At 59.3% G+C, this 13,550-nt stretch carries 13 protein-coding genes; 3 read left to right on the top strand and 10 right to left on the bottom strand.

Features of this window, described 5'->3' with window-relative positions; genetic code table 11:
* Nucleotide 1: 1 nt before the first annotated feature.
* Complete coding sequence (locus tag VZP09_RS15560) at nucleotides 2-238, top strand: non-oxidative hydroxyarylic acid decarboxylases subunit D (RefSeq protein WP_328795262.1); 237 nt, start codon at nucleotides 2-4, stop codon at nucleotides 236-238.
* Nucleotides 239-576: 338 nt separating this feature from the next.
* Nucleotides 577-729, top strand: a complete 153-nt coding sequence (locus VZP09_RS15555) for a Hok/Gef family protein (protein WP_021440632.1) — start codon at nucleotides 577-579, stop codon at nucleotides 727-729.
* Between the two features lie 119 nt (nucleotides 730-848).
* Here the strand turns inward: VZP09_RS15555 and mutS are convergent, their stop codons facing one another.
* The 9 genes from mutS to VZP09_RS15510 form a co-directional block, all read right to left on the bottom strand.
* Complete coding sequence (gene mutS, locus VZP09_RS15550; RefSeq protein ID WP_004151059.1) at nucleotides 849-3,410, bottom strand: DNA mismatch repair protein MutS; 2,562 nt, start codon at nucleotides 3,408-3,410, stop codon at nucleotides 849-851.
* Between the two features lie 268 nt (nucleotides 3,411-3,678).
* Nucleotides 3,679-4,026, bottom strand: coding sequence for a DUF1493 family protein (locus VZP09_RS15545; protein ID WP_008806210.1), 348 nt, complete (start codon nucleotides 4,024-4,026; stop codon nucleotides 3,679-3,681).
* Nucleotides 4,011-4,460, bottom strand: a complete 450-nt coding sequence (locus VZP09_RS15540; RefSeq protein ID WP_004188736.1) for an STM2901 family protein — start codon at nucleotides 4,458-4,460, stop codon at nucleotides 4,011-4,013. The genes VZP09_RS15545 and VZP09_RS15540 overlap by 16 nt, the downstream gene beginning before the upstream one ends.
* 11 nt (nucleotides 4,461-4,471) lie before the next feature.
* Entirely contained in the window at nucleotides 4,472-4,954 is a 483-nt protein-coding gene (locus tag VZP09_RS15535; protein WP_002915094.1) for an Hcp family type VI secretion system effector, read from the bottom strand.
* Nucleotides 4,955-5,232: 278 nt separating this feature from the next.
* Nucleotides 5,233-6,012, bottom strand: coding sequence for a heme ABC transporter ATP-binding protein (locus tag VZP09_RS15530; RefSeq protein ID WP_004149516.1), 780 nt, complete (start codon nucleotides 6,010-6,012; stop codon nucleotides 5,233-5,235).
* Nucleotides 6,005-7,000, bottom strand: coding sequence for a FecCD family ABC transporter permease (locus VZP09_RS15525; RefSeq protein WP_004185411.1), 996 nt, complete (start codon nucleotides 6,998-7,000; stop codon nucleotides 6,005-6,007). The genes VZP09_RS15530 and VZP09_RS15525 overlap by 8 nt, the downstream gene beginning before the upstream one ends.
* Nucleotides 7,000-7,818: a heme/hemin ABC transporter substrate-binding protein gene (locus VZP09_RS15520; RefSeq protein ID WP_032434703.1), complete on the bottom strand. Its 819-nt coding sequence runs from the start codon at nucleotides 7,816-7,818 to the stop codon at nucleotides 7,000-7,002. Before VZP09_RS15520 ends, VZP09_RS15525 begins: the two co-directional genes overlap by 1 nt.
* Entirely contained in the window at nucleotides 7,815-8,846 is a 1,032-nt protein-coding gene (locus VZP09_RS15515; RefSeq protein WP_023328379.1) for a hemin-degrading factor, read from the bottom strand. The genes VZP09_RS15520 and VZP09_RS15515 overlap by 4 nt, the downstream gene beginning before the upstream one ends.
* 71 nt (nucleotides 8,847-8,917) lie before the next feature.
* Nucleotides 8,918-11,281: a TonB-dependent receptor domain-containing protein gene (locus VZP09_RS15510; RefSeq protein ID WP_048332146.1), complete on the bottom strand. Its 2,364-nt coding sequence runs from the start codon at nucleotides 11,279-11,281 to the stop codon at nucleotides 8,918-8,920.
* A 215-nt stretch (nucleotides 11,282-11,496) separates the two neighbouring features.
* On the opposite strand from VZP09_RS15510, the gene VZP09_RS15505 reads away from it, so the two are divergent.
* The gene (locus VZP09_RS15505; protein ID WP_002915045.1) at nucleotides 11,497-11,790 is read left to right on the top strand and encodes a SelT/SelW/SelH family protein; all 294 of its coding nucleotides are present in this window, start codon (nucleotides 11,497-11,499) and stop codon (nucleotides 11,788-11,790) included.
* Nucleotides 11,791-11,829: 39 nt separating this feature from the next.
* Here the strand turns inward: VZP09_RS15505 and VZP09_RS15500 are convergent, their stop codons facing one another.
* On the bottom strand, nucleotides 11,830-13,539 hold the full coding sequence (locus tag VZP09_RS15500; RefSeq protein WP_023158737.1) for a thiamine pyrophosphate-requiring protein: 1,710 nt from the start codon (nucleotides 13,537-13,539) through the stop codon (nucleotides 11,830-11,832).
* Nucleotides 13,540-13,550: the final 11 nt, after the last annotated feature.

Raw genomic sequence — 13,550 nt, 5'->3', positions numbered from 1 at the left:
GATGATTTGTCCACGTTGCGCCGATGAAAAGATTGAAGTCATGGCGACCTCGCCGGTGAAAGGGGTCTGGACCGTGTATCAGTGCCAGAACTGTCTTTACACCTGGCGAGATACCGAGCCGCTGCGCCGCACCAGCCGCGAACACTATCCGGAAGCGTTCCGCATGACGCAGAAAGATATCGATGAGGCGCCGCAGGTGCCGCACGTACCGCCGCTATTGCCGGAAGATAAGCGTTAATGAAAGGGGCCCGCTAAGTCGGGCCTTTTTTATATTTAGTACAATTATGGAAATTATTTTTTCATTAAATTAAAAAATTACGTGAAGGTTTAATATACCGGGATGACTTTGCGAGCCTGCATCCAGATTATTATAAAATTCGTCTGATTAATTCCTTGCAGATAAATTTCACGCCCTGACGAGTGTAGAATTGCGGCGGGTGCTTGAGGCTGTCTGGCCTTGAGCATTACCAGGACCCCAGACAGACGAAAGCCCCAGGAGATATTTCTATCAACTGAGGCTAGCGAATGAACATAGACAATTCAGATGTTAGTCTCTTCTTTGCAGGGAGGCAAGATATGCTGACAAAATATGCCCTTGTGGCAATCATCGTACTCTGTATTACGGTACTGGGATTTACGCTGTTGGTGCACAGCTCACTATGCGAGCTGAGTATTAAAGAGCGTAATATTGAGTTTAAAGCTGTTCTCGCTTACGAATCGGAGAAGTAGCATCCGCGCGGGGGCAACCCCGCGTATGGGTTGTCAGGACGCATCCTCTAGCACCCATTTTTTTGTTTACTAAAACGGCAGCGCTTCACAGCGCTGCCGTTTTTCACCTTAATGGGTGGCTAGACCAGGCTTTTCAGACGGTAGATCCACTCCAGCGCCTGACGCGGGGTCAGGGAGTCCGGATCAAGATTCTCCAGCGCCTCAACCGCAGGCGAGGTCTCTTCCGGGGCGGCGAGTAGCGACATCTGCGTGCCGTCGACCTGGGTCGCCGCCGCGTTGGGCGAGATACTCTCCAGCTCGCGCAGTTTCTGCCGCGCGCGCTTGATCACCTCTTTCGGCACCCCCGCCAGCGCGGCGACCGCCAGGCCATAGCTCTTGCTGGCCGCGCCGTCCTGCACGCTGTGCATAAAGGCGATGGTATCGCCGTGCTCCAGCGCATCGAGGTGGACGTTGGCGACGCCTTCCATTTTCTCCGGCAGCTGGGTGAGCTCGAAGTAGTGGGTGGCGAACAGGGTCAGCGCCTTGATTTTGTTGGCCAGATTTTCCGCACAGGCCCACGCCAGCGATAGCCCATCGTAGGTGGACGTGCCGCGGCCAATCTCATCCATCAGCACCAGGCTATGCTCGGTGGCATTGTGCAGGATATTGGCGGTTTCAGTCATCTCCACCATAAAGGTCGAGCGGCCGCTGGCCAGGTCATCCGCCGCGCCGACGCGGGTGAAGATGCGATCGATGGGCCCGATCTCCACCTTCTGCGCCGGGACGTAGCTGCCGATATAGGCCAGTAGCGCAATCAGCGCGGTCTGGCGCATATAGGTACTTTTACCGCCCATGTTCGGCCCGGTAATGATCAGCATCCGCCGCTGCGGCGCCAGCTGCAGCGGGTTAGCGATAAACGGCTCTTTCAGCACCTGCTCGACCACCGGATGGCGGCCTTCGCTAATGCGAATGCCTGGCTTATCGCTAAAGGTCGGGCAGCAGTAGTTCAGGGTTTCCGCACGTTCTGCCAGGTTGACCAGCACGTCCAGCTCGGCCAGCGCGCTGGCGCTGGTTTGCAGATCGGCGAGATGCGGCAGCAGCAGGTCGAACAGTTCGTCATAAAGCTGTTTTTCCAGCGCCAGCGCTTTGCCCTTGGAGGTCAGCACCTTATCTTCGTATTCCTTCAGCTCAGGAATAATGTAGCGTTCGGCGTTCTTCAGCGTCTGGCGGCGCACGTAGTGGATCGGCGCGAGGTGGCTCTGGCCGCGGCTGATCTGGATGTAGTAGCCGTGGACGGCGTTGTAGCCGACTTTCAGGGTATCGAGGCCCAGCCGCTCGCGCTCGCGGATCTCCAGCTTATCGAGATAATCGGTGGCGCCATCGGCCAGCGCTCGCCACTCGTCCAACTCTTCGCTATAGCCCGGGGCGATGACCCCGCCGTCGCGGACCAGCACCGGCGGGGCGTCGATCACCGCGCGCTCCAGCAGTTCGCGCAGTTCGGTGAACTCGCCCATTTTCTCGCGCAATTTTTGCACCGGCTGACTGTCAACGTCGGCCAGCAGCTCACGCAGCAGAGGCAGTTGCTGCAGGGCATGACGCATGCGGGCAAGATCGCGCGGCCGGGCGGTACGCAGCGCCAGACGCGCCAGAATACGCTCCAGATCGCCGACCTGGCGCAGCACCGGCTGCAGCTCGGTATAGCGCTCCTGCAGCGCGCCGATGGTCTGCTGGCGCTCCACCAGTACGGCGGTATCGCGGACCGGCATATGCAGCCAGCGCTTGAGCATCCGGCTACCCATCGGCGTCACCGTACAGTCGAGTACCGAGGCCAGGGTGTTGTCGGTGCCGCCGGCCAGATTCTGGGTGATCTCGAGGTTACGGCGGGTGGCGGCATCCATAATGATGCTGTCCTGCTGGCGTTCCATGGTGATGGAGCGGATGTGCGGCAGCGAGGTACGTTGGGTATCTTTGACATACTGCAGCAGGCAGCCGGCGGCGCACAGGCCGCGCGGGGCGTTTTCGACGCCGAAGCCGACCAGATCGCGGGTGCCGAACTGCAGGTTTAGCTGCTGGCGTGCGGTGTCGATTTCAAATTCCCACAGCGGGCGACGGCGCAGACCGCGGCGGCCCTCGATCAGCGACGATTCGGCAAAATCTTCCGCATACAGCAGTTCCGCCGGGTTGGTGCGTTGCAGCTCTGCCGCCATGGTTTCGCGGTCGGCCGGTTCGCTCAGGCGAAAGCGCCCGGAGCTGATATCCAGCGTCGCGTAGCCGAAGCCTTTGCTGTCCTGCCAGATGGCGGCCAGCAGGTTGTCCTGGCGCTCCTGCAGCAGCGCTTCATCGCTAATGGTGCCCGGGGTGACGATACGCACCACTTTACGCTCGACCGGCCCCTTGGTGGTGGCTGGGTCGCCAATCTGCTCGCAAATGGCCACCGACTCGCCCTGATTGACCAGTTTGGCGAGGTAGTTCTCTACGGCGTGGTGGGGGATGCCGGCCATGGGTATCGGTTCGCCCGCGGAGGCGCCGCGCTTGGTCAGCGAGATATCGAGCAACTGCGAGGCGCGTTTCGCATCGTCATAAAATAGCTCGTAAAAATCCCCCATCCGGTAAAACAGCAGAATGTCAGGATGTTGCGCCTTTAGCTTGAGATACTGCTGCATCATCGGCGTGTGGGCGTCGAGATTGTCAATTGTGCTCATGGGGTGTTATCCAGATCCCTGATTTGAAATGGCTGCGATTTTGTAGTTGTCGTCGTTATCACATGGATGAGACATAATAACGGAGATGGGCAGGTGAGGGAAACCGACGAAAGCACGCGGCGCGATCCGGATTCCAGTTGCAGAGGGGGCGGGGTACCGTCACAGTAATTGAACCGCCGCCACGCGATCGTCTTCATACATTACGTTCGCCGTCGATGTTGTTCTGCCTTCTGGCCGTAGACCTCGTTACGACAACGGCTTGTGGTTGCTAGTCGTAAAGCCATTTACCTGCTTTTGCTGATTCGGCAAACATTTTGATAGTTAAAGGTTTACGCGTTTTTTCTACATCTTCTCGTTTTACTTTAAACCACCGAGTTAGCATTGGAGTATTCTCCCAAGGGAAATAACACGACCATTTAACACTGGAAAGATCAACATTAAATTTTTGTTCAAATTTATTTAAAGCGTCATGCAGATCGTCGCCGGGAGCATCAAATAAGTCATAATCAAGTTCCAATGGGATTTCTTTCCAATTTTTATCTAAACGGGTTGAGATCTCATCTTTAAACAAGTCTAAAACCTGATCTTGAATGCTTTTCATTAAAAGGATGTCCATTGTATACGGTCTTTGGGGCGAGCTATTAGGTTGTATTTTTCCTGAGTTTTTCTTGAAACTTGATAAATTGAGTTTACAAGTCCTATCCAACCTAACCACGGAACATAACGGGCGATAACAGCAGCAAGACTATTCGTTTTTCTCATTCTTACACCAACGGGTGTAGGAACCCTAATACCAAATGGAGTTTTTGCATTTCTCAGAAGCATCCTTCCATATTTAGAAACAACACTTGTTCCTTTTATTGCCTCTCCTGGCTTTGTTCTGGTTTTTAGCCAAGGTTGCCCGGCGAGGATAGCGGCACCAGATTCAATACCAATGCCAAGTTCGTCACAAAATTGTTCAAGAAAAATGACATCAAAAAGTTCACCAGCCGAAAGATTGGATTGTCCGTGATAGAAATAGGTTCCATTTAGTTCTTCTGTCGTATCCATTTGCTCATCTATTATGCTGTTTGTCTTTCATTCCAGGCATCGGTGAAAATTATATTTCCGTCACAATGTTTCCAGGTGATCTTCTCATATCTAAGTTCGACAGATTCAAGATGGTTGTTGTTCTTGTCTTCTGGGGAAGCCATTGTAGGAGATATTGATACGATTCGGACGCCTTCAAGTAGCATATTGAAGTATTCCACTTCTTGACCAGCATCGCTGATTTTATACCATTTGATTTCAGCAGATTTCAGGTTCTGACCAGTAGCTACTGCTTTGTAGAGGTATGGACTGGAATAGTCGAATTCTTTAACGATGATCATTGGTGAGTGCTGACGAGTGCCGGTAGGCTTGCCAGTGGCATTATCAGTGGGAATGGAGAGATTGTGATGAAACCCTTTAAATTCGATGCTGAACTCCCTGTCTGCAACATCACAACCACCTTTGATTAGTGCCCCACCGTCGTCGTATATCCACATATTACCTGGAATAGCCATGCTTCTTCTTCCCTCTATTATCATTAGTAAGAAAACAGTGTATCGAGTTGATTAAGCGCAGTAAATAATCAATGTGTCGTTTTTGGATTAATACGGGAAATATCTTCTCTGTAATGATGGTTTATATTTAAAAATAGCTGTCGTAAATATTTCATTGGGTTATTACGCCATTGGTATAGATTTTAAATATAAATGACCCTCAATAATATAATGCAGGCAATTATTGCCAGAAAGCGTAAGCGCGGCGCGATCCGGATTCCAGTTGCGCCGCGCGGGGATTATGGCGCCAGATAAACCTGGGGGACCGCGTTGTCCGGGTGCTGGACGAGGCGGACATCCGCCCCGTACCAGCGATGGATAACCGGCTGCTGGATCACCTCCTGCGGCGTGCCCTGGGCGACCAGATGTCCCTGGTGAAGCAACAGAATGCGGTCGGCCCACAGGGCGGCGAGGTTAAGGTCATGCAGCACCACGCAGACGTGCAGTTGCCCGCCGGCGGTGAGCCGTTTGAGCAAACGCAGCAGGTGCTGCTGATAGTAAAGGTCCAGCGCCGAGGTGGGCTCATCGAGAAACAGCCAGCCCTGCGGCGCGCCGTCGCGCCATAGCTGCGCCAGACAGCGGGCCAGCTGTACCCGCTGCTGCTCGCCGCCGGAGAGGCCGGGATAGCGGCGACCGGCAAGGCCATCGCAGCCGGTGACGGCCATCACCGCCGCCAGCACCGCCGGATCCGCCGTCGCGCCCCACGGTGAGCGTCCCATGGCAATGACCGTTTCCACCGTCCAGTCGGCCTGCAGGGCCGTTCGCTGCAGCATGACCGCCCGCCGGCGCGACAGCGCCTCGGGGGACCAGGCTTCCAGCGGCTTGCCTGCAAGATGGCGGGTGCCGCTGTCCGGAGTCAGATAGCCGGTCAACAGGCGCAGCAGAGTGGATTTCCCGGCGCCGTTCGGCCCGATAAGCGCCGTCATCTCGCCGCCGCGCAGCGCGACGGAGACGTTGTCGATAATCTGTCGTTTACCAAGGTGAAGTGACAGCCCCTGGGCGCAGTATTCATTAACCATGTCTGGAGTTCTCCCGACGAAAGACCAGCCACAGAAACCAGGGGGCGCCCAGCAGGCTGGTGAGCAGACCGACCGGTATCTCCGCCGGCGCCGCCACGGTGCGGGCCAGGGTGTCGGCCAGCAGAAGCAGGATCGCGCCGGCCAGCAGCGAGCCGGGGATCAGTCCGCGATGGTCCGGTCCCAGCCACAGGCGCATCAGGTGCGGCACCACCAGGCCGATAAAGCCGATGACTCCGCTGATGGCCACCGCGGCGGCCACCAGCACCGCGCTGCACAGCAGCAGCCAGCGCTGCAGCGCCTGCACGTTGACCCCGAGATAGTGCGCCTCTTCATCGCCAAGCTGCAGCAGATTGAGGCGGGACGCCATCCACCACACCGCCAGCGCAGCCGGGATAATCAAGGTCGCGGCCACCAGCAGCGTCGGCCATTCGGCCTGGCCCAGACTGCCCATTCCCCACAGCGACAGCTGGCGCAGCTGGGCGTCATTGCTCAGCCAGGACAGGACGCCGACCAGCGCGCCGCACAGCGCGTTGATGGCGATCCCCACCAGCAGCAGGCGCGACAGCGAACCCTCCTCCGCCCGACTGAGGATGAAAATCACCACCATCACCGCCAGGCTGCCAATAAACGCCGCCAGCATCGGCATATACAGAGCGATCAGCCCCGCAGCGGAGAACGGGAGCACCAGCCAGCTGGCCACCGCCAGCGCGGCGCCGCTGCTGATGCCCAGCAGGCCCGGGTCGGCAAGCGGGTTGCGAAACAGCCCCTGCATCACGCAGCCGGAGAGGGCCAGCGCCGCGCCCACCAGCAGGGCCAGCAGCACCCGCGGCAGACGGATGGTCAGCCAGATATGGCGCAGCATGTCATCCCCGGAAGGCAGCAGGTTGACCAGCGGCAAGCGCATGGCGCCGAGGGTGGTGGCAAACAACGTCAGGGAGACCAGCAGCAGCGTCATCAGCAGCAAACGGCGAGCGAGGGCAGGGCGCATCAGGGCAACTGCTCCGCTTTGTTTCGCAGCGCGATTATCGCCTGCGGTGTGCGCGGCCCGAAGCCCAGCAGGGCCATATCGTCGATCGTCAGCAGCTGTTTATGACGCCCCGCCGGGGTCTGCGCCAGGCCGGGCAGTTTCCACAGCCCGGCTTCGCCGCCCATCCCTTTGAGACCATCGGCGGAGATCACCACCAGATCCGCCTGGCTGGCGGCGACCCCTTCCTGCGACATGGCGCGATAGTGGTCGAAGCCCTGCATCGCGTTCTGCAATCCGGCGGCGCGAATGGCGCCATCGGCCGCGGTATGCTGTCCGGCCACCAGGGTATTCATTCCGCCGTGGCTGAGAATAAACAGCACCCGCTTAGCAACCGGCTGCGTTGGAATGGCGGCGATCTGCTGCTGAAGCTGCTGGCGCAGCGCGTCGCCTGCCGCCGTTTTGCCTAACGCTTCGGCAATGACAGCCACTTTGTTATCGATCGCGGACAGACTTTCGCCGCCCGGCACGTTCACCACCTTCACCCCGCTCGCCTGCACTTTGTGTAAGACCAGCGAGGGCTGCGCCTGGGCGCTCGCTAACACCAGCTGCGGGCGTAACGCGAGGATCCCCTCGGCGTTCAGCTGTCGCAGGTAGCCGACGTCCGGCAACTTTTGCGCCGCCGGGGGCCAGCTGCTGGTGCTGTCCCGCGCCACCAGGCTCTCCTCCACGTGAAGGGCGTAGACGATCTCAGTGACATCTCCGCCGAGGGTGACGAGCCGCTCAACGGCGGCGTGACTCAGCAGCGGGAAAGCGATCAAGAGCAGTAACCAGCGCATCATGCGGGCTGCCCTTCACGGGTCAGGCGGTCTACCTGCTGGCGCCATTGCGTCTGCTCGGGGTGCCCCTCGCTGCGCTGGCCGTAGAGCTGGGCAATCTGGGTGCCGTCTTTAGCGAACAGTTCGACGCTGGTGACGTGTCCGTCCGAAGTCGGCTTGCGGGTCACCCACACTTCATCGACGCTCTCTTCGCGCAGATGCAGGGTAAAAGTAGTATTGAAGATATTCAGCCAGCCGCGCATGGGGGCCAGCTTTTCCAGGGCGCCGGTAAAGATCTGCACGCAGCCGCGATTGCCGACGAAAATCATGATTTCATTGCCCTCCTGGCGCACCGTCTCCAGCAGCGACGGCAGCGCATGGCGATCCACGCGGCAGGCGAGGTCGTCGCTCACCAGACGGAAGGCCTGCTGGCGGGAAAGCTGATATTTACGCAGCAGACCGAAGAACTGGTGAACGTCGGTCATCGCGCGCCAGTCGTTCTCCAGGGCGGCGCCGTCGGCGGTATCGGCATATTTCACCGGCTCCAGCGGGCGCAGGGTCAGCGGTGCCGGCGCCGCCACCCGATATTCCGCGATCAGGGTCTCCCAGGCCGCCATGTCGGTCTGCGTGGTCGCATAGACTTTCAGCAGGGCGTCGCCGTGGTGGTCGAAAAACTGGATGCTCTGACGGCCATTATCGTTCAGATGGAAGGCGCTGGCCCACTGGCTGAGGAACAGACGCAGGTCGAGCGCACGCGGGTTCAGCACCAGCCCGGCGTGGCCGCTGAGGTGCTGGTGCGTGAACTGGCCCACCTGCTCATGCACGGCATACTCGTTGCGGCAGATGCATTTGGTTTCGCCGACGCGCTCCAGGGCGGCAATCAGCGCCCGGGCGTCATCGCTCAGGCGCACGGCATCATGGCCGAGGCGGGCGGCGGTCAGCTCGGCTTCGCTGATCCCCATTTCCGCGGCGATATCGCGGGCATATTTCGCGGTACTGGCCGCTTTGGTGGCCTGGTAGCGCTGCCACAGGTCAGGGTGTGCATTTGGCATAATCATATCCTTCTCGACGATGAATATCCCCGGCCGGCGGGCCGGGGGCAGGTGCGTTATTATTCGGGCAATCAGAAGTCGACGTTGACGCCCAGCTGCCAGGTGCGGCCCGGCATCACCGCCAGCGCTTTATCGTTGGCGTCCTGGTTGGTGCCGGTCTCGATATTGCGGCTGCTCAGGTAATCCCAGTATTTACGATCGGTGAGGTTGTAGACCCCGCCATTGAGGCGCACGTTTTTCGCCACCTGCCAGTACGCGGTCCAGTCCAGCATGCCGTAGCCCGGCACGCGCATATAGTCGCTGCTGGCATCGGTGATGGCGGATCCGCTGTTGCTGTAGCTTTCGCGGTTGGTGGCGGTCGCCTGTTTCCCTTTGACAAAGGTCGCCGTCAGGGCGGTGCCGTAGCGTTTCGCCGGATCGTCCCACGCCACGCCGACGATGGCTTTCATTGGCGCCACGCTGTCGAGGTCGACGTATTTATCGCCGCTGTAGCTGGATTTCGATTTCCCTTCGCTATAGCCGAGGGCGAGGGTGGCGCTCAGGCCGTCCACCTGCTCAAACCAGGTGCCAAAGTTAAATTTAGTGCTAATCTCACCGCCGTAGATATAGGCTTTATCGCGGTTTTCCGCCTGATAAATGGTGTAGATGTTCGACGGCACATTCGTGAACTGGCCCGGATTGTTGGCGCGGGTATAGCGGGTATAGGCGATAAAGTTCTTATAGCTGTTGTAGAACAGCGCCGTGCGCAGGGTGATGCCTTCGGTAACTTCCCCTTTCAGCCCCCACTCGAGATTATCGCTGGTTTCCGTCTTCAGATCGGTATTGCCGATCAGGGCATACTGCTGGCTGCCGGCGTAGCTGGAGCCGAGGTTCCAGGAGCCATACAGCTGACTGGCGTTGGGGAACTGCGCCCCGCGCTGGTACTGCAGGTAGGTCATCAGGCGCGGGGTGAGGTCGTACTGGAAGGTCAACGACGGCAGAACCTGGGTATCGCTGTTTTTGCCGTACAGATTCGCCACCGACGATTCGCTCAGCACGCTGCTGTTGGCGGCGAGATCGGACAGATTTTCCGGCTTAGTCGATTGATGCACCACGCGCACGCCGGGAATAACGGCGAAGTTGTGGCTGTCGAGATCGAAGTTGATCTTATCCTGGACAAAGCCGCCGAGGGTGTAGCTGCGGCTGTCTGCCTCCGGCTGCATGATCTCGCTGTAAACGCTGGGGATCGGCGACTGGCTGAACGGCCGCTGGGTTTTGCTGGTGCTGGCGTTGAAACCGGCGCTCAGATCGTGGCGGCCCAGGGTTTTCGCCAGCGCGGTCTGCAGGCCCCAGGTGTCGGTATCGTAGTTAGAGTTCACCGTCTGCATTCTGCGGGTGACGCTGTCCGGCATATAAGTCCAGTCATGGGCTTCGGTATGCTGGTAGTAGATTTTTGTGGAGACGCTGTCGAGGTAGTCGTTCATCGGCGTCCAGTCATCCTTCAGGCTCAGGCCCCAGCGCCGGGTCTGGCTGGTCTGGTTGGCGGTGCCGATGGTGCTGTTGCCGCTGGAGTCCCAGGTATCGTAGTGGGTGTGGTTGGTTTTATGGTAATAGTCGAAGGTGCTGGTCAGCTTGTGCTCATCGTTAGGCTGCCAGATCCCGGAGGCCAGAAAAGCATCGGAGTGCCAGTTCGCCGGGTAGGCGTCGAGGGTGCCGCTGTTGTTTTCGGTTTCCTGGCCGTCACGGCGGCTATAGACCAAAATCCCGCGCAGGAACTCATCGCCGCCGGCGACGGTCACCCCGTTGTGCCAGCTGCGATCCGCAGAGTCGTAACCGCTGCGGTAGCCGAAGGCGCTGGTCTTGCCCGGGCGCAGGTAATCATCCGCCGATTTCGGGCGGAAGGAGACATTCCCCCCGATAGCGCTGTTGGCCGTTTCCGTCGAGGTGGCGCCGGACTGGATATCCACGCTGCCGTACATATACGGGTCGATATAATCGCGGCCGATACCGAAGGTGTTGAGCCCGGCGCGGCCGACGTAGCCGCGGCCGGTGGCGTTGGGTTGCGCGATACCGTCTACGTCGATGCCGACGCGGTTGCTCTCCATACCGCGAATGTTGTAGCCGGTGTAACCTCCGCGGTCGAAGCCGCTTTTGCCGTTGCCGGAGCCGCCGCTGGCCCCGGTGGCGCTAATGAGCGGCTCATAGCGCATGATTGAGCCGAAATCGTTAGCGCCTTTATTCTCCAGCTCCCGGGCGCTGATGCTGTGTTCGCTACCGGCTTTCTGCACCGGCGCGGGGGCGGTGACGGTCATTTGTTCCGAGGTGTCATCCACCGCCTCGCCGCTAACGGCGGAAGTGTCTGCTGCGATGGCAGAAGTCTGATAAATTGCTGCAAACAAAGAGGTCACCAGCAGGCGTTTTTTACACCATGCTGCTGACGGAGTCGATTTGTACATAGTCGCCACGCCTTGATCGTTATTAGTATCGGCTCACGCGTTACTTCCAGAGATGCAGGTTGCTCCGTCTTTTCCGTTGCGGATGGGGTCTTACTCCATTTGTTGATTGCGAATGGTAATGATAGGTATTATCGTTTGCAACAAAATAATCATGTGTTCTTCATTTAAACTGCACTTTGTTTACAATTTGCCCTTTCAGACTTAGCGAGACGACGATGAACTCAAAAGCGGCCATCACCATCACCTACTGTTCCCAGTGCAACTGGATGCTGCGCGCCAGCTGGATGGCGCAGGAGCTGTTACATACCTTCAGCACCGACATCGCCTCGGTAACGCTGGTGCCGGGGACCGGTGGGATCTTCACGATCGATGTCGACGGTCAGCAGATCTGGGAGCGCAAGCAGGATGGCGGTTTTCCGGATGCGGCCGAGCTGAAACGCCGGGTGCGCGATGTCTGCTTCCCGGAGAAGCCGCTGGGCCATGTGGATAAAGGTGACCAGAAGGGGTGACAACCCCCTCCGGACGACAAGCGCCCGGAGGAGAAGCCGTTAGCGGGCTAACTGCACGTCAACCAGCACGCTCTGTCGGCGGGTGCGTATGAGGGATACCGCTTCTTCCAGTACGCCGGGGAGATCTTCGGCCCGGGAAACCGACAGGGCCGCCGCGCGGCTGGAGGCGGCGATCGCGGCGAAATCCGGCGAGGTGGTAAAGGCGGTGGCCGGAATGGTTTCCGCGCGGGCCGCGTAGCCGTCCGGGTAGAGCGCTTTGGTGCCGCCCGCGACCGCGCCCCATCCGCCGTTATTTCCGACCACGACGAGGACAGGCAGCTTCATTACCTCCGCAATATGGTGGCAGACCGCAGGGTTGGCGAACAGGTACGACCCGTCGCCGACGGCGGCAATAATCAGCTCTTCCCGGCGCGCAAGCTGCAGCCCCAGCGCGATGGGCAGGGCTTCGCCCAGGCCGCCGGCCAGCGCTTCCTGGTAATAGCTCTCGGCATGGGTCAGTCCGGCAAACTGCGGCAGCGTGGTCAGTTCAGAAACGATCCGGCCGCGGTGTTGATTAGCCAGATGGCCGAGGCAGTAGCTGAGCCAGGGTTTGGTAATGGCCCCGCTCTGGCTGGCATGGATAAGCGCGTCGCGCTGGTTTTTCTGTTGCTGGATGCGGTTCTGCGTATATGCCGCCCGCTCCGCCACATGCTGCTGGCGGGCGGCCTGCAGCGGGCGCAGCGCCTCTTCCAGCAGGCTGAAGACTTCATCGGTCTCGCCCGCCAGGTTGATGTCCGCGCGATAGCCGCGCACCGGGTAGCGAGAGAAGAGCGGATCGGGGCCCATCTGGATCACGGTGCAGTCCTGGCGACAGTCGCCCTCGGCGATCATCCATGGCGCCTGCGAGTCGACCACCAGAATCACATCGGCGTCAGCGAGCCAGACGCTGGGATCAGCCCCGGCGAGCAGGGGATTATCGGCGCTCAGGGTAACCTCGGTGCCCCAGTATTCCACCAGAGGGATCGCCCATTCGCGCACCAGACTATCGAGGCGCGCAAAGCCTTCCGCCGTTCGGGCGCCGCGCTGGGCGAAGATGACCGGGTGTCTGGCGCAGGCGATTGCCTCGGCTGCGCGGGCGATATCTTCCCGGACTGGCGCATAGCGGACCGGCTGCTGCGAAGGGCCAGCCTGCAGCGTGGCCTCATCGACGGCAAAGGTTTCGCACAGTGGCTCACGCGGTAAGCTCAGGTAGACCGGCCCTTTCGGCAGGGAGCTGGCGATCGCCCAGGCCCGGTCAACATGCTCGCCGATCTGATCGGCCAGCCGCAGTTCAAAATCCCACTTCACGGATTCACGGATCAGCGCCGCCTGGTCGCGCATCTCCTGGCCGTAGCCAATCGGCGTATTACGGCAGCCGAAGTGGGAATGTTCGCTTATCGGCGTGCGGCCGCCAAAAATCAGCACCGGAATATTGCTGTTCGCCAGATTGATGACGCCGCAGGCGGCGTTGGCTAGCCCGACGTTGGTGTGAACCATCACCGCCTGCACCTTGCCGGTGCCGAGGTAATAGCCATGGGCCATGCCGATGGCGGCGTTTTCATGCGGGCAGATCACTAACTCCGGTACCTTTTGCCCGGTCGCCCGGGCCTTTGCCCAGGCTTCAATGACTGGAGGATAATCGGTGCCCGAGTTGATAAAAATATACGCCACGTCCAGCGCCTGTAGCCGATGCAGTAACAGTTCAGCAGCCGATAATGTGATAGAGGCCATATTCTCTCCGT

Origin of the sequence: Klebsiella sp. EMBS2024, from assembly GCF_036233805.1 — a bacterium.
Lineage (GTDB): Bacteria > Pseudomonadota > Gammaproteobacteria > Enterobacterales > Enterobacteriaceae > Klebsiella > Klebsiella pneumoniae.
This window is presented reverse-complemented; position numbering and strand designations above follow the sequence as displayed.

Bases quoted from the DNA above. Each gene is read 5' to 3' on its own strand.
- VZP09_RS15535 (WP_002915094.1), bottom strand. From the start codon at position 4,954: ATGGCTATTCCAGGTAATATGTGGATATACGACGACGGTGGGGCACTA.
- VZP09_RS15505 (WP_002915045.1), top strand. From the start codon at position 11,497: ATGAACTCAAAAGCGGCCATCACCATCACCTACTGTTCCCAGTGCAAC.
- VZP09_RS15510 (WP_048332146.1), bottom strand. From the start codon at position 11,281: ATGTACAAATCGACTCCGTCAGCAGCATGGTGTAAAAAACGCCTGCTG.
- VZP09_RS15530 (WP_004149516.1), bottom strand. From the start codon at position 6,012: ATGGTTAATGAATACTGCGCCCAGGGGCTGTCACTTCACCTTGGTAAA.
- VZP09_RS15545 (WP_008806210.1), bottom strand. From the start codon at position 4,026: ATGGACATCCTTTTAATGAAAAGCATTCAAGATCAGGTTTTAGACTTG.
- VZP09_RS15540 (WP_004188736.1), bottom strand. From the start codon at position 4,460: ATGGATACGACAGAAGAACTAAATGGAACCTATTTCTATCACGGACAA.
- VZP09_RS15500 (WP_023158737.1), bottom strand. From the start codon at position 13,539: ATGGCCTCTATCACATTATCGGCTGCTGAACTGTTACTGCATCGGCTA.
- VZP09_RS15560 (WP_328795262.1), top strand. From the start codon at position 2: ATGATTTGTCCACGTTGCGCCGATGAAAAGATTGAAGTCATGGCGACC.
- VZP09_RS15525 (WP_004185411.1), bottom strand. From the start codon at position 7,000: ATGCGCCCTGCCCTCGCTCGCCGTTTGCTGCTGATGACGCTGCTGCTG.
- VZP09_RS15555 (WP_021440632.1), top strand. From the start codon at position 577: ATGCTGACAAAATATGCCCTTGTGGCAATCATCGTACTCTGTATTACG.
- mutS (WP_004151059.1), bottom strand. From the start codon at position 3,410: ATGAGCACAATTGACAATCTCGACGCCCACACGCCGATGATGCAGCAG.
- VZP09_RS15515 (WP_023328379.1), bottom strand. From the start codon at position 8,846: ATGCCAAATGCACACCCTGACCTGTGGCAGCGCTACCAGGCCACCAAA.
- VZP09_RS15520 (WP_032434703.1), bottom strand. From the start codon at position 7,818: ATGATGCGCTGGTTACTGCTCTTGATCGCTTTCCCGCTGCTGAGTCAC.